The organism is Streptomyces sp. NPDC006610 (assembly GCF_040611575.1).
In the GTDB taxonomy this organism is placed as follows: Bacteria; Actinomycetota; Actinomycetes; order Streptomycetales; family Streptomycetaceae; genus Streptomyces.
Genome location: NZ_JBEXOP010000069.1, coordinates 1 through 17,965 on the forward strand (window position 1 = coordinate 1; position 17,965 = coordinate 17,965).

Here is a 17,965-nt window from a genome sequence, read left to right on the forward strand (position 1 = left end):
GAGGAGGTGCTCGAAGACCAGCGTCGACACGCCGAGCGTGGCCAGGAAGTTGAGCGCGACGGTCGCCACCAGGAGCACCGGCACCAGCAGTGAGCCCCGGCCGCTCGGGCGGCGGCGAGGACGGCGCGGGTGGCAGGCGCGGGGGTGAGGCCCTCGCGCAGTTCGACGGCGCGGGCGGCGGCGTACAGCTCGATCGCGAGGACGCGGGCGAGGTTGCCGACGGCGGTGCGCAGCTTGCGCGCGGCCGACCAGCCCATGGAGACGTGGTCCTCCTGCATCGCGGACGACGGGATGGAGTCCGCGGAGGCCGGTACGGCGAGCCGCTTCAGCTCGCCGACGAGCGCCGCCTGGGTGTACTGGGCGATCATCAGCCCGGAGTCGACGCCGGCGTCGTCGGCGAGGAACGGCGGCAGGCCGTGGCTGCGGTTCTTGTCCAGCAGCCGGTCGGTGCGGCGCTCGGCGATGGACGCGAGGTCGGCGGCGGCGATGGCGAGGAAGTCCAGGACGTAGGCGACCGGAGCGCCGTGGAAGTTGCCGTTGGACTCGACCCGTCCGTCGGGGAGGACGACGGGGTTGTCGACGGCGGCGGCGAGTTCGCGCTCGGCGACCAGGCGGGCGTGCGCGAGGGTGTCGCGCCCGGCGCCGGCGACCTGGGGGGCGCAGCGCACGGAGTAGGCGTCCTGCACGCGGGGGGCGTCGTCCTGGTGGTGGCCGGTGAGGCCGGAGCCCTGGAGCACCGCGAGCATGTTGGCGGCGGAGTCGGCCTGGCCGGGGTGCGGGCGGATGGCGTGCAGCTCGGGGGCGAGGACCTTCTCGGTGCCGAGCAGCGCCTCCAGGCTGAGGGCGGCGGTGACGTCGGCGGACTTGTAGAGGGTGTCCAGGTCGGCGAGGGCCATGAGCAGCATGCCGAGCATGCCGTCGGTGCCGTTGAGCAGGGCGAGGCCCTCCTTCTCACGCAGCTCGACGGGTTCGACGCCGTGCTCGGCGAGGAGTTCGGCGGCGGGGCGCACGGTGCCGTCGGGACCCTCGGCGTCGCCCTCGCCCATGAGGGTGAGCGCGCAGTGGGACAGCGGGGCCAGGTCGCCGGAGCAGCCGAGGGAGCCGTACTCGTGCACGACCGGGGTGATGCCGGCGTTCAGCACGTCGGCCATGGTCTGCGCGACCTCGGGGCGGACGCCGGTGCGCCCCGAGCAGACGGTCTTCAGCCGCAGGAACATCAGGGCCCGTACGACCTCCCGCTCGACGCGCGGTCCCATGCCGGCGGCGTGCGAGCGGACGATGTTGCGCTGGAGCCGGGTCCGCAGCTCCGGGCCGATGTGCCGGGTCGCCAGGGCGCCGAAGCCGGTGGAGACGCCGTATACGGGGTCGGGCTTGGCCGCCAGCGCGTCGACGATCCCGCGCGCCGCGGCGAGGGCGGACACCGCCTCGCCGGCGAGTTCGACACGGGCGCCGGCACGGGCCACGGCGAGGACGTCGGACGGGGTGACTCCGGACGTTCCCACCACCACAGTGTGCATATCCATATTCAGGAGCGTACGCAGTGAATCCCGCGCTGTCACGACCGGGTGCGGGAACCGCCCCTTACGCCCGTCAGCGGCGCCCCCGGAACCGGCGCCGCTCGGGCGCGGGCCCGTCGGCGGGTGCGTCGGCCGACGCGTCCGCGAGGCGGACGACGGGGTCGTCGGGGCCCTCGCGGCCCGCGACGACGGCCCTGGCCGAGCCCAGCCCCTTGGCCCGGTACTGGGCGGCGTCGGCGAGCCGGAACAGCCGCCGGGCGTCGTGCACGGGCCCGATCGGGTCGTCGGTGGAGGCCACCCCGCAGGCGACGCCGTCTCCCGGCTCCAGTTCGGCGGCACGGCGGCACAGCTCGTCGGCGACCTCCACCACGTCGTCGGCCTTCGGGCCGACCGCGAGCAGGCAGAACTCGTCGCCGCCGAGCCGGGCGGCGAGGGCGCCGGGCAGCATCGCCCCGCACAGGGACAGCACCGAGCCGAACCGCTCCAGCAGGCGGTCGCCGACGGCGTGCCCGCGGGTGTCGTTGACGCGCTTGAGCCCGTTGAGGTCGCACACGACGAGGCTGACGACGACGCCGTCCCGGCGGTGCCGCTCGACGGCCTCGTCCAGCCGCATGTCGACGCAGCGGCGGTTGGCGAGGCCGGTGAGGGAGTCGGTGAAGGCGAGCCGACGGGCCTCCTCCAGCCGCTCGGTCTGCGCGATGCCGGCGGCGACCACGGCGGCCAGGACGGTCGCGAAGTCGGCGTCCGCCCGGCCGAAGACGGGCGCGCCGGAGCGCCGGGCGACGTACAGCTCGCCCCACGCCCGCCCGTGCAGCACGACGGGCGCGACGACACAGCAGCCCCGGCCGCGCCGCCGCAGCGCGGCGACACGCTGGTGCACGAAACCGGCCCGGCCCACGGTGGTCCCGTCGGCGGTCTCCACCCAGGCGCCGGGCTCGCCCCCGCCGGCCCACCGCTCGTGCAGGAACTCGGTGATCTCGGCGAACCGGTGCACCGGGTACGCCTCGTCCTCCGGGAACTCCTCCTCCTGCGGCGCCCGTTCCCCGACGTTCACCAGCACCCGCAGCCGCCCCAGCTCGCGCTCCCACACCGAGAGCGCGGCGAAGCTCCCGTCCAGCGCCCGGCACGCGCCCCACGCGGCGGCCCGCCAGGACTCACGCGGCGTCCGCGCCGCCGCCATCCCCTGAGCCAGCGCCACGACCCCCGCGAGCCGGTTGTCCTCACCCATTGCCCCAGGCTAGGGACATTCACCGGGAAAGGGGATCCGGAGGGTCACCGGGAGTGACGAGGGCTCCGCCCGGGAGGGTCCTGGCCGCGACGACCGGAGGCCGTCCGTCCCCGCGGCGGACCGCACCGGCCCACTCCCCGGCACGCGCCTGCCCGCACCTGGCCGCACTCGGCCGCGCCCGGACGACGACCGCGCCCCGCCCCGCGGGCGGCCGGCATCAGCCGTCCCCGGACCGACCCGGCTTCCCCCGCCCGACGAGGGCCCGGCCCGAACCCGCTCGGACCACGGCACGCCTCCGCCTCGGCCCGGCTCTCGCAAGCTCCGCGTCCAGGACGTCCGCCGCGGCCGCTGATCCGTGCCCTCGCCGTGCCGCCGGCCGCCACCGGCCTGTATCGCCCGGCTCGCACGGCTCCCCGAAACCCGCCGGGCGACCGACCGGGACCGACCGGGCCCGGGCCACGGCCCGCTCTCCGCCCCGCCCCTACTCCCCCGGCCACTGCGGCTTCCGCTTCTCGTTGAAGGCCGCCACCCCCTCCGCGCGGTCCCCCGAGAACGCCACCGTGCGCCAGGCCGCGTCCTCGACCTCCAGCCCCGCCCGGAGGTCGAGGCCGTGCCCCAGGCGCAGGGCGCGCTTGGCCGCCCGCAGGCCGACCGGGGAGTTGGCGGCGATGCGGGTGGCCAGGGCCAGGGCCTCCTCGCGGTCGCGGGCCTCGTCCACGAGCACGTCCACCAGCCCCAGCTCCCGCGCCTCGGCCGCCTCCACGCGGCGGGCCGTGAAGATCAGTTCGGCCGCGCGGGCCTGGCCGACGCGGCGAGGCAGCAGCTGGGTGCCGCCGCCGCCCGGGATCACGCCCACCGACACCTCCGGCAGCCCGACCACGGCCGTCCGGTCCGCCACGATCACGTCGCAGGCCAGCGCCAGTTCGAAGCCCCCGCCCAGCGCGAACCCGTGCACCGCCGCGACCGTCGGCTGCGGCAGCTCCAGCACGCCGGTGTAGGCCGCCCGCGTCACCGGCCGCTGACGCAGCAGCTCGGCGTCGGAGAAGGAGTTCCGCTCCTTGAGGTCGGCCCCCACGCAGAAGGCCCGCTCGTGGCTCGACGCCAGGACGACCGCCCGCACCTGCCGATCCGCCCCCAGCGCGTCGCACGCGCCCGCGAGGGACCGGGCCAGCTCCGTGGAGACGGCGTTCATCGCCTTGGGCCGGTCCAGCACCAGCTCCGCGACATGCCCCTCCCCGTGCCGCCGCACCAGCACGGACTCCCCGAACCGCTCCTCGCGCACGCCGCCCTCACCTTCCACGACACCCTCCAGTTAACGCGGGTTAACACCGTCTCCCCGATCATCGCAGCCGGGCCGCGCGCAGGAAAGACGGGGCGGAGGAAAGACGGGGGCAGGAAAGACGGGGCGGAGGAATCACAGAGCATGAACCTCCAGAAACGAGAACAACCCGAACGGGTGACATCTCATACGACTTACCTCCCTCACTCTCCCCAGAGCGCGTAGCGTGCGGCACGGCGCACCGGGGGCGCGCACCAGGGAGGGACCGTATGAGAAACGGAAAGGCGAGGGGCGGAAAGGCGAACGGACCGACGGGCGACCCGGCCCACGGCCACGGCCAGGACCGTCGCTCCCACGGCCGCCGGCGCCGCCACCGACGCCGCCGTCACCGCAAGCTGCTCCTGGTCACGGGCGGCCTCGCCCTGGCCGCCGCCGCGCTGAGCCTCGTACGACTGGCTCCGGAACCGGGCCTCACCTCCGATCCCGCCCCCGGCCGGACCACCGCCGCCACGAGCCCCACCGCCGGGACGCCCTCCGACCGCCCCGCCAACGCCGCCGCGACCCTCTCGCCGAGCCCGTCGCCGACGCCCCGCAGCCTCAGCGGCAGCGCCCCGGCCGGGGACCGGAAACCGTCCGCGCCGCCCCCGGCGGGCGCCGTGCCCGCGCCCGCCCCCTCGGCCCCGCGGGCGACGCAGGCCCCGGCCCCGCCGTCCACCCCGCCGGACCCCACCGCCACACCGCCGGCCGCCACCACGCCGCCGCCTCCACCGGCCCCGCCGACGTCGCCCACGCCGCCCGCGCCGACGTCCTCGCAACCCGCGACCCCACCGCCACAGCCGAGACCACAGCCGCGCCCGGCCGACGACGACCGCCCCGGCCTGTGCATCCCGCTGCTGAACCTGTGCCTGGACCTGCTCCACGACCGGCACGCACCACCGGGACCATGACCGGCAAGCACCACAGCACGACGGCAGGCAGCCACCACGACAGGCAAGCCCCGCAACACCGCGACGGGCAGGCCCCGCGAGACCACGGCAGGCAGCCACCACAGCACCACGGCCGGCGGACGCCCCGCCCCCGCCGCTACGACCCCGCCGGCGTCTCCCGCCGCGTGAGCAGCCACGGCTCGACCACGCCGAGGCCTCGCACCGGCCGCTGCCACATCGGCTGGAGCGCGAAGCGGTACACCGGCGGCTCCTCGCCCTCCTTCTCCGCCGCCGCGGCGGCCTCCGCGGCCTCCGCCTCCGAGGCGGGGGCCTCTCCGGTGCGGATCAGCTCCTCGGCGAAGGCGCTGTCGACCAGGACGGCGTCGCGCGGGGCTATGGAGGTCAGCCGGGAGGCGAGGTTCACCGTCGTGCCGAACACATCGCCCATCCGGGTGGTGACGGTGCCGAAGGCGATGCCGACGCGCAGTTCCGGCATGGTCTCGTCGTGCGCCATGGTCTCGATCAGCCGCAGTGCGATCTCGGCCGCGACCCCGGCGTCGTCGGCCGCGTAGAGGACCTCGTCGCCGAGGGTCTTGATGAGCCGTCCGCCGCGCGCGGCGACCAGGTCGGCGGCCGTGGTCTCGAAGGCCTCGACCAGCTCGCCCAGTTCCTCCTCCTCCAGGCGGCGGGTGAGCCGGGTGAAGCCGACGAGGTCGGCGAAGCCGACGGCGAGGCGGCGGTCGACCATCTCCTCGTCGTCGGCGGCCTGCACGACCCGCCCCGCGGAGGCGGCGAGCTGGCGCCGCCAGACGTAGACGAGGAACTCCTCCAGCTCGGGCAGCAGCAGCTCGACGATCGGGTACGTCACCTCGGTGCGGGTCATCCCTGGCTCGGGCGGCTCGGTGAGGCCCTCCAGGAAGGAGTCGATCTGCCACTCGGCCAGCCGGGCGGTGGTCTGCCCGGTGGAGCGCGCCACCTGCACGGCCATCGCCTCGCTGAGCAGCCCCGCCTCCACCAGACCGGCGAGGCGGCGCAGGGCGAGGACGTCCGCCTCGGTCAGGGCCCGGGCCTGGCCGATGTCGGCGAAGCCCATGGCCCGCCAGAAACGGGAGGCCAGTTCCATGGAGACGCCGGCGCTGCGGGCCGCCTGGAAGGGCGTGTAGCGCCGCTCGGCGCCCAGGATGAGCTGTTCGAGCCGCAGGGCGAGGGGGTCCTCGCCGGAGTCGGCGCCCTGCGGGTCCGGTCCGGAGCCCGTGTCGTCGACGGTCACGCCTGCTGCCCTTCCGATCTGCCACGGTCAGGTATCGACCGGCCTCAACTGTACGGCAGGTGTGCGCCAGCTCACTCCGTGAGGAAAGGCCCGCTCACCCCGGTCGCGCGGGCCGCCCGACGGCCGGCCCGGGCGGGGGTGCGCCGTCGGCCGCCCGCGTGTTCGACGGCCGGGCGCGACCCTCGCCTCACGCCGGCCGCAGATGCACGATGTCGCCGGCGCCCACCGGTTCCCGTACGCCCTGCCCGGTGGCGAGCACCAGCCGTCCGTCGCCGTCGACCGCGACCGCCTCGCCCACGACCGAGCGGTCGCCGGGCAGCTCGGCCCGCACCACTCGTCCGAGCGTCGCGCAGCCGGCCGCGTATGTCTCCTGGAGCCCGCAGGCGGCCGGGTCGCCGTCCGCCGCGCGCCAGCGGCCGTACCACTCCTCCAGCGACCGCAGCATCGCGCGCAGCAGCGGGTCGCGGTCGGTGCCCGCGGCGCCGGCGAGGGCGAGCGATCCGGCGGTGGGGACGGGGAGTTCGTCGGCGCGGAGGGTGACGTTGAGGCCGACGCCGATGACGACGGCGTCCTCGCCGGAGCGCTCCGCGAGGATGCCGCCGGCCTTGCGCTCCTCGCCGCCGACGGTGACCAGGAGGTCGTTGGGCCACTTGAGGGAGGTGTCGACGCCGGCGGCGCGGGACAGGGCGGTGGCCACGGCGACGCCGGTGAGCAGCGGCAGCCAGCCCCAGCGGGCGACGGGAATGCCGGCCGGGCGCAGCAGCACGGAGAAGAAGAGGCCGGAGCGGGCCGGAGCGGTCCACTGGCGGTCGAGGCGCCCCCGCCCGGAGGTCTGCTCCTCGGCGACGAGGACGGCGCCCTCGCCGGCCCGGCCCTCGGCGGCCCGGGCGACCAGGTCGGAGTTGGTGGAGCCGGTGCGCGCCACGACCTGGACGTCCGTCCACAGCCCGCCGGAGCGGACGAGCGCCCGGCGCAGGGCGGCGGCGTTGAGGGGCGGGCGGTCCAGGTCGGACCAGCGGCTGTCGTCGGCGTCTGGGGCATGTCGCTGCGTCATGCAAGCCACCCTAGGTGTGGTAAACGCCGCACTGCCGATCAGTGAGCCCGCCACTACGCTACGGATGAGTAACCGTCCCCCCTTTTGAGCAGGCAGGGAGCCGCATCCCGATGTCCGAGCCGGAAGAGATCGACCTTCACACCACCGCAGGAAAAATCGCGGATCTCCAGCGCCGCATCGAGGAGGCGACGCACGCCGGCTCGGCACGCGCCGTGGAGAAGCAGCACGCCAAGGGCAAGCTGACGGCCCGTGAGCGCATCGCGCTGCTGCTGGACGAGGACTCCTTCGTCGAGCTGGACGAGTTCGCCCGGCACCGCTCCAGCAATTTCGGCCTGGACGCCAACCGCCCGTACGGCGACGGCGTGGTCACCGGTTACGGCACCGTCGACGGGCGTCCGGTCGCCGTGTTCTCGCAGGACTTCACCGTCTTCGGCGGCGCGCTGGGCGAGACGTACGGGCAGAAGATCTGCAAGGTGATGGACTTCGCCCTGAAGACCGGCTGCCCGGTCGTCGGCATCAACGACTCCGGGGGCGCCCGCATCCAGGAGGGCGTGGCCTCGCTGGGCGCCTACGGCGAGATCTTCCGCCGCAACACCCACGCCTCGGGCGTCGTCCCGCAGATCAGCCTGGTGGTCGGGCCGTGCGCGGGCGGCGCGGTGTACTCGCCCGCCATCACCGACTTCACGGTCATGGTCGACCAGACCTCGCACATGTTCATCACCGGTCCCGACGTCATCAAGACGGTCACCGGCGAGGACGTCGGGTTCGAGGAGCTGGGCGGCGCGCGGACCCACAACACCGCGTCGGGCGTGGCCCATCACATGGCGGGCGACGAGAAGGACGCCATCGAGTACGTCAAGCAGCTGCTGTCGTACCTGCCGTCCAACAACCTCTCCGAGCCGCCCGCGTTCCCGGAGGAGGCCGACCTCTCGGTCACCGACGAGGACCGGGAGCTGGACACGCTGGTCCCGGACAGCGCGAACCAGCCCTACGACATGCACACGGTGATCGAGCACGTCCTGGACGACGCCGAGTTCTTCGAGACGCAGGCGCTGTTGGCGCCGAACATCCTCACCGGCTTCGGCCGGGTGGAGGGCCGCCCGGTCGGCATCGTCGCCAACCAGCCGATGCAGTTCGCCGGCTGCCTGGACATCGCCGCCTCCGAGAAGGCCGCGCGCTTCGTGCGCACCTGCGACGCCTTCAACGTCCCGGTGCTGACCTTCGTCGACGTGCCCGGCTTCCTGCCCGGCGTCGGCCAGGAGCACGAGGGCATCATCCGCCGCGGCGCGAAGCTGATCTACGCGTACGCCGAGGCGACCGTCCCGCTGATCACGGTCATCACCCGCAAGGCCTTCGGCGGCGCCTACGACGTCATGGGCTCCAAGCACCTGGGCGCCGACCTCAACCTGGCCTGGCCGACGGCCCAGATCGCCGTGATGGGGGCGCAGGGCGCGGTGAACATCCTGCACCGGCGCACGCTGGCGGAGGCGGAGGCGAACGGCGACGACGTGGAGGCCACCCGCGCCCGGCTGATGCGGGAGTACGAGGACACCCTCCTCAACCCCTACGTCGCGGCCGAGCGCGGCTACGTCGACGCCGTGATCATGCCGTCGGACACCCGCGCCCACATCGTCCGCGGCCTGCGTCAGCTGCGCACCAAGCGGGAATCCCTCCCTCCGAAGAAGCACGGCAACATCCCCCTGTAAGGAGCCGCTGTGACGATCAAGGTCGTACGGGGCAATCCGACCCCCGAGGAGCTGGCCGCCGCCCTGGCGGTGGTCAGGGCCCGCGCCGCGGCGGCGTCCGCCGTGCCGTCCGGCGCGCCCGGTCCGAGGGACTCCTGGTCCGACCCGTCCCGCATCGCGGCCCACCGCCTGCCCCAGCCGGGCCCGGCGTCCTGGAGCCGCACCTACTGGCCCGGCTAGAGCACCCCGGCCAGGGTCTCGGCCATCACCGCGTACCCCTCGTCGTTGGGGTGCAGGTGGTCGCCGAAGTCGTGGGCCGGGTGCAGCCGGTCCGGGTCGCCGGGGCCGGCCAGCGCCCGGTTCAGGTCGGCCACGGCGTCGTACGCGCCGGAGCGGCGGATCCACTCGTTCAGCTCGCGGCTCACCCGGGCCGCGTGCTCACCCCAGTGGTCCGAGCCGGCGAACGGCAGCAGGGTGCAGCCGACGACCCGCAGGCCCTCGCCGCGGGCCTGCCGTATCAGGTCGCGGTGGCCGTCGATCAGCTCGGCGGCCTCCACCACAGGGGCGGGCTTGTAGGTGGGCTGCTCGTCCGTCTCGCCGAAGCCGATGTCGTTGAGGCCGAGGAGGACGACGAGCGTGTCCACGCCCCGGTGGCCGAGGACGTCGCGGCGCAGCCGGCGGGTGGCCCGCTCGCCGTACCAGGCGGAGTCGTTGAGCAGCAGATTGCCGCCGATCCCGGCGTTGAGGACGGGCCGCCCGGTGCGCTCGGCGAGCAGGTCGCCCCAGCGCCGGTCGGCCCCCGGCGTCGACCCGAACCCGTCGGTGATCGAGTCGCCGATCAGCGCGACGGCGTCGGTGCGCCGGGCGTCGGTCTCGACGGCGTCGAGGAAGTACCAGGACTCGGTGACGGCGTCGTAGCCCGCGCCGGACGTGTCGGACAGCAGGTCGCCCTCCCCCCGGTGGCTGGTGGCGAAGGCCTGGGCGTGGAAGGTGGCCGGCCCGGTCGTGCCGTCGAAGTGGAGGGTGACGGTCACCCGCTCCCCCGCCGACACCGGCACGTCGGCCGGGTCGCTCAGCAGCTGCCCGCGCGCCGGCACGCGCGCCGCCCGCGCTCCCCCGAACAGCAGCCGCCGCAGCGAACCGGTTTCGACGGCGGCGCCCCCGGCGCTGCGGCCGACGGTCGCGCCGGTGACGTGCAGCGGGGAGGCGCCGTAGGCGTTGGAGAGCCGGATCCGCAGCCGGCCGCCGCCCGCGCTCAGCCGGACGACCTGGCGCAGCGACTGCCGCCAGAAGCCCTCGCGGGACCAGTTGGGGGTGAAGCCCTCGCTGGGGAGCTGGGGTGACGCGGTCCAGGCGGTGGTGAACATGGCACGCCCTTTCGGGACTCGATACAAACGGCACTGTAGACCCATTTACCTTAACGGCACGACAGCACCGTTTGCGAACCCCTACGGCCAAGTTGAGTACGCGTACTCAGGCGCCGACCGCTCCCGCCGCCGGACGATCGAAGGCATGCTGTGGTCCGACCCGGAGAACGAGCCGCCGAAAGAAGTGCGCGACACGCAGGAGATGCTGCGGCGGCTCGGCCTTCTCATGGCGCTGGCCATGGTCCTGGCGATGATCGTGATCGGGGTGAGGTGAACCCCGTCCGCGCCGCCGATACCCTGGCCGCATGACTGATCAGCCGCGCCGCCGACTCGTGCTCGCCTCCCAGTCCCCCGCCCGGCTCGGCTTGCTGCGCCAGGCCGGACTGACCCCCGAGGTGATCGTGAGCGGCGTCGACGAGGACGCCGTCACCGCCCCCACCCCCGCCGAACTGGCCCTCGCGCTCGCCGAGGCGAAGGCCTCCGTGGTGGCCGCCCGCCCGGAGGTGAAGGGCGCGCTGGTGATCGGCTGCGACTCGGTGCTGGACCTCGACGGCCGGGCCCTGGGCAAGCCGGCGGACGCCGAGGAGGCCACCGCCCGCTGGAGGTCGATGCGCGGCCGGGCGGGCACGCTCCAGACCGGGCACTGCGTCTACGACACGACCGGCGGCCGCTACACCTCCGCCGTGGCCTCCACGGTGGTCCGCTTCGGCGACCCGAGCGACGAGGAGATCGCCGCGTACGTCGCCTCCGGCGAGCCGCTGCACGTCGCCGGGGCCTTCACGCTCGACGGCCGCTCGGCGCCGTTCATCGACGGCATCGAGGGCGACCACGGCAACGTGATCGGCATCAGCCTGCCCCTGGTCCGCCGGCTGCTGGCGGAACTGGGCGTCGGGATCACGGAGTTGTGGGCGCCGGCGGCGGACTGACCTCCCGCTCCCCGGCCCCGGCCGCCTCCCGGCCGTCGTACGTCATGAGCAGCAGCACGATCAGCCCGAGTACGACGATCATGTAGAGGAACGCGGTCCGGCCGACCAGGCCCCAGGTGACGGCGCCCAGCACGGCGTGCACCACGGCCGCGCTGACGAGCAGGATCCGGCCGAGCCCGGCCGGGGAGCGGTCCCGCAGGGCGACGAGCAGCGCCACCAGGGCGCACAGGGCGAAGTAGAGCCCGAAGACCACGCCGCCGATCTTCGAGGACAGGGACATCACGTCCGGGTCGAGGCCGGCCAGGGACATCCGCTGCCGGTCGACCACGACGCCGAGGAACCAGTTGAGCGCGGCGACGCCGAACGCCTCGCCGAAGAGCACGACCGCCACGACCCAGGCCACCGGTCTGCGCGCCACCGTCCCCACCCGCTTTCACCCGCCGCTCGACCGAGGCTCGTGTCACCTCACGTACGTTCGAGACAGCGCGAACGCTACTAACGGGTAAACGTCGGGACAAGGGCTTCTCCGACGGCAAACAATCGTTGGGCCATTCGTAGGGATTCCACAAAGAAACGGAGTGGGGCGCAGCACGTGCTTACAGAGACCTTGACCACATCGGAGGGCTAGGGTTTGCCGGAAGGGTCCTGCGTACCGAGGTACGACAAGGGCTTTCGCGGGTCGAGCGAGCCTCGAATCACGCTCCGTGTGGGCAAGCTCACCATTGGGGACGGGTCGAAGTGCCGTGTCGGCAGTCCCTAAACTCGGCTTGTTTCAAGGAGGGAGCCTCAATCGTGCGCAAGGTGCTCATCGCCAACCGTGGCGAAATCGCTGTCCGCGTGGCCCGGGCCTGCCGGGATGCCGGCATCGCGAGCGTGGCCGTCTATGCCGACCCGGACCGGGACGCTCTGCATGTCCGCGCCGCGGATGAGGCGTTCGCCCTGGGCGGTGACACCCCGGCCACCAGCTACCTGGACATCGAGAAGGTCCTGCACGCGGCGCGCGAGTCGGGCGCGGACGCCGTCCACCCCGGCTACGGCTTCCTGTCGGAGAACGCCGAGTTCGCCCAGGCCGTCCTGGACGCCGGGCTGATCTGGATCGGCCCGCCGCCGCAGGCGATCCGCGACCTCGGCGACAAGGTGGCCGCCCGCCACATCGCCCAGCGCGCCGGCGCCCCCCTCGTGGCCGGCACCCCGGACCCGGTCTCGGGCGCCGACGAGGTCGTGGCGTTCGCCAAGGAGAACGGCCTGCCGATCGCGATCAAGGCGGCGTTCGGCGGCGGCGGTCGCGGCCTGAAGGTCGCCCGCACCCTCGAAGAGGTCCCGGAGCTGTACGACTCCGCCGTCCGTGAGGCCGTCGCCGCGTTCGGCCGCGGCGAGTGCTTCGTCGAGCGCTACCTCGACAAGCCCCGCCACGTCGAGACCCAGTGCCTGGCCGACCGGTACGGCAACGTGGTCGTCGTCTCGACCCGCGACTGCTCCCTCCAGCGCCGCCACCAGAAGCTGGTGGAGGAGGCCCCGGCGCCCTTCCTCTCCGACGAGCAGGTCGCCGAGCTGTACCGCGCCTCCAAGGCCATCCTCAAGGAGGCCGGCTACGTCGGCGCGGGCACGGTGGAGTTCCTCGTCGGCGTCGACGGCACGATCTCGTTCCTGGAGGTCAACACCCGGCTCCAGGTGGAGCACCCGGTGACCGAGGAGGTCTCCGGCATCGACCTGGTGCGCGAGATGTTCCGCATCGCCGACGGCGAGGAGCTGGGTTACGACGACCCGCCGCTGCGGGGTCACTCGTTCGAGTTCCGTATCAACGGCGAGGACCCGGGCCGGGGCTTCCTCCCGGCGCCCGGCACGGTCACCACGTTCGCCCCGCCGTCCGGCCCCGGCGTCCGCCTGGACGCGGGTGTGGAGTCCGGCAGCGTGATCGGCCCGGCGTGGGACTCCCTGCTGGCCAAGCTGATCGTCACCGGCCGCACCCGCAAGGAGGCCCTCCAGCGCGCCGCCCGCGCCCTGGAGGAATTCCAGGTCGAGGGCATGGCCACGGCCATCCCCTTCCACCGCGCGGTCGTCAGGGACCCGGCGTTCGCCCCCGAGCTCACCGGGAGCGAGGACCCCTTCACGGTCCACACGCGCTGGATCGAGACCGAGTTCGTCAACGACATCAAGCCCTTCGCCGCCCCGGCGGGCCCCGAGGCGGACGAGGAGACCGGCCGCGAGACGGTCGTGGTGGAGGTGGGCGGCAAGCGCCTGGAGGTCTCCCTGCCGTCCTCGCTCGGCATGTCGCTGGCCCGCACCGGTCTCGCCGCGGGCGCCAAGCCGAAGCGCCGGGCCGCGAAGAAGTCGGGCCCCGTGGCCTCCGGCGACACCCTCGCCTCCCCGATGCAGGGCACGATCGTGAAGATCGCCGTGGAGGAGGGCCAGGAGGTCAAGGAGGGCGACCTGGTCGTCGTCCTGGAGGCCATGAAGATGGAGCAGCCGCTCAACGCGCACAAGTCGGGCACGGTCAAGGGCCTGAGCGCGGAGGTCGGCGCGTCCATCACGTCGGGCGCCGCGATCTGCGAGATCAAGGACTGATCAGGCACACCCGAAGCGCCCGGCGGACCGGTTCCGCCGGGCGCTTCGCCGTTCGTGTCACCGGCGCCGCAGGTCGGCCACCCGCGCCGCCCGTTCGGCCCCGGCGGCCTGGTCGCCCAGGGGCCGCAGCGTGGCCCCGGGCAGCCGGCCGCGGCGCGGGCCCGGAAGGGGCACGTCCCCGCGTTGCCGGCGCGCCGGGGCGTCAGGGTTTCCCGGGCCACCTCCGCTGCCCTGGGCGCCGGTGCCGGCGACGGTGATCTGGACGCCCTGGTCCGCCAGCGCCTGCAGCTCGGTGGCCGCCCGGTCGTCGTGGGCGGGCGGCTCGTCCGTCACCAGCCGGGCGATCAGGTCCGTCGGGACCGTCTGGAACATGGTGTCCGTGCCCAGCTTGGTGTGGTCGGCGAGGACGACCACCTCCGCGGCGGCCTGCACCAGGGCGCGGTCGACGGACGCGGAGAGCATGTTGGACGTGGACAGCCCGCGCTCGGCGGTGAGCCCGCTCCCGGACAGGAAGGCCCGGGAGACCCGCAGCCCCTGGAGCGACTGCTCGGCGCCGGAGCCGACCAGGGCGTAGTTGGAGCCCCGCAGCGTCCCGCCGGTCATCACGACCTCGACGCGGTTGGCGTGGGCCAGCGCCTGGGCCACCAGCAGCGAGTTGGTGACGACGGTCAGGCCGGGGACGCGGGCGAGCCGGCGGGCCAGCTCCTGGGTCGTCGTACCGGCTCCGACGACGATGGCCTCGCCCTCTTCGACGAGGCCGGCGGCGAGGTCGGCGATGGCCGTCTTCTCCGCGGTCGCGAGGTGCGACTTCTGCGGGAAGCCGGACTCGCGGGTGAACCCGCCCGGCAGTACGGCACCGCCGTGCCGGCGGTCGAGGAGTCCTTCTGCCTCCAGCGCGCGCACGTCCCGCCGTACGGTCACTTCGGAGGTCTGGACGACGCGGGCCAGCTCACGGAGCGACACGGCCCCGTTCGCTCGCACCATTTCGAGGATCAACTGGCGACGTTCTGCAGCGAACACGAAACTGACAGTAACCCCAACGACCGTCTGCTTTCAGCAGTTTGCGCCGAATAGCAGAAGATGTTCGCAGCCGACACCCGGAAGTGGTATAAGCCCCAAACCGCCCGCTCGTCAGCTCTCGCTCTCCGTCTTGCGGGTGTGCAACTGGCGCGCGACCTCGGCGATCGACCCCGACAGCGAGGGGTACACGGTGAAGGCGTTGGCGATCTGTTCGACCGTCAGGTTGTTGTCGACGGCGATCGAGATGGGATGGATCAGCTCGGAGGCGCGCGGCGCGACGACGACGCCGCCCACCACGATCCCGGTGCCGGGCCGGCAGAAGATCTTGACGAACCCGTCCCGGATGCCCTGCATCTTGGCGCGGGGGTTGCGCAGCAGCGGCAGCTTGACGGCCCGGGCGTCGATCTTCCCGCAGTCGACGTCGGCCTGGGTGTACCCGACGGTGGCGATCTCGGGGTCGGTGAAGACGTTCGAGGAGACGGTCTTCAGGTTCAGCGGAGTGACCGCGTCGCCGAGGAAGTGGTAGACGGCGATGCGCCCCTGCATGGCGGCCACGGAGGCGAGCGCGAACACGCCCGTGACGTCGCCGGCGGCGTAGACCCCGGGAGCGGTCGTCCGCGACACCTTGTCGGTCCAGATGTGCCCCGACTCCCGCAGCTTCACCCCGGCCTCCTCCAGGCCCATCCCCTCCGTGTTGGGGATGGCGCCGACGGCCATCAGGCAGTGGGAGCCGCTGATGACGCGCCCGTCGGCGAGGGTGACCTCGACCCGGTCGCCGACGCGCTTGGCGGACTGGGCCCGCGAGCGCGCCATGACGTTCATGCCGCGCCGCCGGAAGACGTCCTCCAGCACGGCGGCGGCGTCCGGGTCCTCGCCGGGCAGCACCCGGTCGCGGGAGGAGACCAGGGTGACCTTCGAGCCCAGCGCCTGATAGGCGCCGGCGAACTCGGCGCCGGTCACACCGGAGCCCACGACGATGAGTTCCTCGGGCAGCTCGTCGAGATCGTAGACCTGGGTCCAGTTGAGGATGCGCTCCCCGTCGGGCCGGGCGTCGGGCAGCTCACGAGGGTGCCCGCCCGTCGCGATCAGCACGGCGTCGGCGACGAGGGTCTCCTCGCTCCCGTCGACGGCCTCCACCACGACCTTGCGGGACCCGTCGAGGGCCTGCATGCCATCCAGCCGCCCCCGCCCCCGCAGCACACGGGCGCCGGCCCGCGTCACGGACGCGGTGATGTCGTGGGACTGGGCCAGCGCGAGCCGCTTCACCCGTCGGTTGACCTTGCCGAGGTCGACGCCGATGATCCGGGCGCTCATCTCCTCGGGCGGGGTGTCGTCCGCGACGATGATCCCCAGCTCCTCGTACGAGGAGTCGAAGGTGGTCATCACCTCGGCCGTAGCGATAAGGGTCTTCGACGGCACGCAGTCGGTGAGCACCGACGCCCCGCCCAGACCGTCGCGATCGACGACGGTCACCTCCGCGCCGAGCTGAGCCGCCACCAGGGCCGCTTCGTATCCGCCGGGTCCGCCACCGATGATCACGATCCGAGTCACGTACTCCATTGTCCCGCACGCCCGCACCGGCCACCGCCCCGGGGCCCACTCCGGCTGCCGTACCCTCACCCCATGTCGCTCTACGCCGCGTACGCCGCCCACCTCGACGCGCGGCTGATGTCCCGCCGCGCCCCGCACTCGCCGCTGCGCGCCACCGGCTGGCTGACCGGCTGGCGCCTGACGTTCGGCGGGGAGCAGATGGGCTGGGACGGCTCGCTGGCGACGGTGGTCGAGTCACCCGGTGACCAGGTGTTCGTGGCGCTGTACGACATCGCCCCGATGGACGAGGAGTCACTCGACCGCTGGGTGGGCTCCGACCTGGACATATACCGCAGGATCCAGCTGCGCGTGCACACGCTGGCCGGCGAGGAGCGGGCCTGGGCGCACGTCCTGAACGGCTACGAGGGCGGCCTCCCCTCCGCCCGCTACCTGGGCGAACTCGCGGACGCGGCGGAGTCGGCGGGAGCCCCGCACGACTACGTGATGGAGCTGCGCAAGCGCCCCTGCTGAGGAAACGACCGCACAACGATCATTCGCGCGTGAGCTCCATCATCTACGCGCGTAGGCCCGAACCGGCTACCCTCGTGCGCGTGAACGCATCTCTTCTTCCGGACGACATCCAGGGCGACCCCCATGCCGCCGCCGACGCCGCCGCCGCACGCCTGCGCGAACTGACCGGCGCCGAGTCCCACGACGTCGCCCTCGTGATGGGCTCCGGCTGGGCCCCGGCCGTGGACGCGCTGGGCGCGCCCGACGTCGAGTTCCAGGTCACCGAGCTGCCGGGCTTCCCGCCGCCGGCCGTGGAGGGCCACGGCGGCAAGATCCGCTCGTACCGCGTCGGCGACAAGCGGGCCCTGGTCTTCCTGGGCCGCACGCACTACTACGAGGGCCGCGGGGTGGCGGCGGTGGCCCACGGAGTCCGCACGGCCGTGGCGGCGGGCGTCAAGACGGTCGTGCTCACCAACGGCTGCGGTGGCCTGCGCGAGGGCATGCGCCCCGGCCAGCCGGTCCTGATCAGCGACCACATCAACCTGACGGCGACCTCCCCCATCGTGGGCGCGAACTTCGTCGACCTCACCGACCTCTACAGCCCTCGGCTCAGGGCCCTGTGCAAGGAGATCGACCCGACCCTGGAGGAGGGCGTCTACGCCCAGTTCCCGGGCCCGCACTACGAGACTCCCGCCGAGATCCGCATGGCCCGGGTGATCGGCGCGGACCTGGTGGGCATGTCGACGGTGCTGGAGGCGATCGCGGCGCGTGAGGCGGGCGCGGAGATCCTCGGCATCTCCCTGGTGACCAACCTGGCGGCGGGCATGACCGGCGAGCCCTTGAACCACGAGGAGGTCCTCCAGGCGGGCCGCGACTCGGCGGCACGCATGGGCGAACTGCTGACGCGGGTGCTGGACCGCTTGTAGAGCGCCGTAGTCCCTCCTGGGGCCGACGCCCAACCGCTGTGACCACGACGGCGGGTGGGCCGCGTACGGCGGGAAGGGGACGGGCCGGGGGTGTCCGCCCGCAGCGGTTGGCGCGTCAACACGGGTACCTCTTGCAACAGACCGATTCCGCGCCGTTCCGAG

Annotated in this window: 17 protein-coding genes; 8 read left to right on the forward strand and 9 right to left on the reverse strand. The window is 73.6% G+C overall.

What is annotated here, in order from left to right; genetic code table 11:
- The 3 genes from hutH to ABZY13_RS32460 form a co-directional block, all read right to left on the reverse strand.
- On the reverse strand, positions 1 to 1,517 hold a 1,517-nt coding region (hutH, locus tag ABZY13_RS32450; RefSeq protein ID WP_356637240.1), incomplete at its 3' end, for a histidine ammonia-lyase.
- Between the two features lie 73 nt (positions 1,518 to 1,590).
- Positions 1,591 to 2,745: a GGDEF domain-containing protein gene (locus ABZY13_RS32455; protein WP_356637210.1), complete on the reverse strand. Its 1,155-nt coding sequence runs from the start codon at positions 2,743 to 2,745 to the stop codon at positions 1,591 to 1,593.
- A 481-nt stretch (positions 2,746 to 3,226) separates the two neighbouring features.
- Positions 3,227 to 4,027, reverse strand: coding sequence for an enoyl-CoA hydratase-related protein (locus ABZY13_RS32460; RefSeq protein ID WP_356637242.1), 801 nt, complete (start codon positions 4,025 to 4,027; stop codon positions 3,227 to 3,229).
- Positions 4,028 to 4,293: 266 nt separating this feature from the next.
- On the opposite strand from ABZY13_RS32460, the gene ABZY13_RS32465 reads away from it, so the two are divergent.
- A complete protein-coding gene (locus ABZY13_RS32465; RefSeq protein WP_356637212.1) occupies positions 4,294 to 4,971 on the forward strand; it encodes a hypothetical protein in 678 nt (225 codons plus the stop codon).
- A 136-nt stretch (positions 4,972 to 5,107) separates the two neighbouring features.
- Here ABZY13_RS32465 and ABZY13_RS32470 read toward each other — a convergent pair whose 3' ends face one another.
- A complete protein-coding gene (locus ABZY13_RS32470; protein WP_356637214.1) occupies positions 5,108 to 6,220 on the reverse strand; it encodes an adenylate/guanylate cyclase domain-containing protein in 1,113 nt (370 codons plus the stop codon).
- Between the two features lie 187 nt (positions 6,221 to 6,407).
- Positions 6,408 to 7,274 (reverse strand): biotin--[acetyl-CoA-carboxylase] ligase, encoded by an 867-nt coding sequence (locus tag ABZY13_RS32475; RefSeq protein WP_356637216.1) that lies wholly within the window; start codon positions 7,272 to 7,274, stop codon positions 6,408 to 6,410.
- A 110-nt stretch (positions 7,275 to 7,384) separates the two neighbouring features.
- Between ABZY13_RS32475 and ABZY13_RS32480 the strand changes: the two genes are divergently transcribed.
- Together ABZY13_RS32480 and ABZY13_RS32485 are read left to right on the forward strand one after the other, a co-directional pair.
- Positions 7,385 to 8,980 (forward strand): acyl-CoA carboxylase subunit beta, encoded by a 1,596-nt coding sequence (locus tag ABZY13_RS32480; RefSeq protein WP_356637218.1) that lies wholly within the window; start codon positions 7,385 to 7,387, stop codon positions 8,978 to 8,980.
- 9 nt (positions 8,981 to 8,989) lie between these two features.
- Positions 8,990 to 9,199: an acyl-CoA carboxylase epsilon subunit gene (locus tag ABZY13_RS32485; RefSeq protein WP_356637220.1), complete on the forward strand. Its 210-nt coding sequence runs from the start codon at positions 8,990 to 8,992 to the stop codon at positions 9,197 to 9,199.
- Here the strand turns inward: ABZY13_RS32485 and ABZY13_RS32490 are convergent.
- Positions 9,196 to 10,326 carry an SGNH/GDSL hydrolase family protein gene (locus ABZY13_RS32490; RefSeq protein ID WP_356637222.1) on the reverse strand — a complete coding sequence of 377 codons (1,131 nt, stop codon included), beginning with the start codon at positions 10,324 to 10,326 and terminating at the stop codon, positions 9,196 to 9,198. The genes ABZY13_RS32485 and ABZY13_RS32490 overlap by 4 nt on opposite strands.
- A 145-nt stretch (positions 10,327 to 10,471) precedes the next feature.
- On the opposite strand from ABZY13_RS32490, the gene ABZY13_RS32495 reads away from it, so the two are divergent.
- Both ABZY13_RS32495 and ABZY13_RS32500 read left to right on the forward strand, forming a co-directional pair.
- The gene (locus ABZY13_RS32495) at positions 10,472 to 10,600 is read left to right on the forward strand and encodes a hypothetical protein (protein ID WP_356637224.1); all 129 of its coding nucleotides are present in this window, start codon (positions 10,472 to 10,474) and stop codon (positions 10,598 to 10,600) included.
- 31 nt (positions 10,601 to 10,631) lie between these two features.
- Positions 10,632 to 11,252 carry a nucleoside triphosphate pyrophosphatase gene (locus ABZY13_RS32500; protein ID WP_356637226.1) on the forward strand — a complete coding sequence of 207 codons (621 nt, stop codon included), beginning with the start codon at positions 10,632 to 10,634 and terminating at the stop codon, positions 11,250 to 11,252.
- Here the strand turns inward: ABZY13_RS32500 and ABZY13_RS32505 are convergent.
- Positions 11,221 to 11,670: a hypothetical protein gene (locus ABZY13_RS32505; protein WP_356637228.1), complete on the reverse strand. Its 450-nt coding sequence runs from the start codon at positions 11,668 to 11,670 to the stop codon at positions 11,221 to 11,223. The genes ABZY13_RS32500 and ABZY13_RS32505 overlap by 32 nt on opposite strands.
- A 374-nt stretch (positions 11,671 to 12,044) precedes the next feature.
- Between ABZY13_RS32505 and ABZY13_RS32510 the strand changes: the two genes are divergently transcribed.
- On the forward strand, positions 12,045 to 13,817 hold the full coding sequence (locus ABZY13_RS32510) for a biotin carboxylase N-terminal domain-containing protein (protein WP_356637230.1): 1,773 nt from the start codon (positions 12,045 to 12,047) through the stop codon (positions 13,815 to 13,817).
- 57 nt (positions 13,818 to 13,874) lie between these two features.
- Here the strand turns inward: ABZY13_RS32510 and ABZY13_RS32515 are convergent, their stop codons facing one another.
- The gene (locus ABZY13_RS32515) at positions 13,875 to 14,837 is read right to left on the reverse strand and encodes a DeoR/GlpR family DNA-binding transcription regulator (RefSeq protein WP_356637232.1); all 963 of its coding nucleotides are present in this window, start codon (positions 14,835 to 14,837) and stop codon (positions 13,875 to 13,877) included.
- A 111-nt stretch (positions 14,838 to 14,948) separates the two neighbouring features.
- The gene (locus ABZY13_RS32520) at positions 14,949 to 16,397 is read right to left on the reverse strand and encodes an NAD(P)H-quinone dehydrogenase (protein WP_356637234.1); all 1,449 of its coding nucleotides are present in this window, start codon (positions 16,395 to 16,397) and stop codon (positions 14,949 to 14,951) included.
- 63 nt (positions 16,398 to 16,460) lie between these two features.
- Between ABZY13_RS32520 and ABZY13_RS32525 the strand changes: the two genes are divergently transcribed.
- A complete protein-coding gene (locus tag ABZY13_RS32525; protein WP_356637236.1) occupies positions 16,461 to 16,898 on the forward strand; it encodes a gamma-glutamylcyclotransferase in 438 nt (145 codons plus the stop codon).
- A gap of 80 nt (positions 16,899 to 16,978) precedes the next feature.
- The gene (locus tag ABZY13_RS32530; protein WP_356637238.1) at positions 16,979 to 17,803 is read left to right on the forward strand and encodes a purine-nucleoside phosphorylase; all 825 of its coding nucleotides are present in this window, start codon (positions 16,979 to 16,981) and stop codon (positions 17,801 to 17,803) included.
- The last annotated feature ends 162 nt before the right edge of the window (positions 17,804 to 17,965 follow it).

Coding starts and splice junctions, on each gene's coding strand:
- ABZY13_RS32480 (WP_356637218.1), top strand. CDS start 7,385: ATGTCCGAGCCGGAAGAGATCGACCTTCACACCACCGCAGGAAAAATC.
- ABZY13_RS32525 (WP_356637236.1), top strand. CDS start 16,461: ATGTCGCTCTACGCCGCGTACGCCGCCCACCTCGACGCGCGGCTGATG.
- ABZY13_RS32520 (WP_356637234.1), bottom strand. CDS start 16,397: ATGGAGTACGTGACTCGGATCGTGATCATCGGTGGCGGACCCGGCGGA.
- ABZY13_RS32495 (WP_356637224.1), top strand. CDS start 10,472: ATGCTGTGGTCCGACCCGGAGAACGAGCCGCCGAAAGAAGTGCGCGAC.
- ABZY13_RS32465 (WP_356637212.1), top strand. CDS start 4,294: ATGAGAAACGGAAAGGCGAGGGGCGGAAAGGCGAACGGACCGACGGGC.
- ABZY13_RS32500 (WP_356637226.1), top strand. CDS start 10,632: ATGACTGATCAGCCGCGCCGCCGACTCGTGCTCGCCTCCCAGTCCCCC.
- ABZY13_RS32490 (WP_356637222.1), bottom strand. CDS start 10,326: ATGTTCACCACCGCCTGGACCGCGTCACCCCAGCTCCCCAGCGAGGGC.
- ABZY13_RS32475 (WP_356637216.1), bottom strand. CDS start 7,274: ATGACGCAGCGACATGCCCCAGACGCCGACGACAGCCGCTGGTCCGAC.
- ABZY13_RS32455 (WP_356637210.1), bottom strand. CDS start 2,745: ATGGGTGAGGACAACCGGCTCGCGGGGGTCGTGGCGCTGGCTCAGGGG.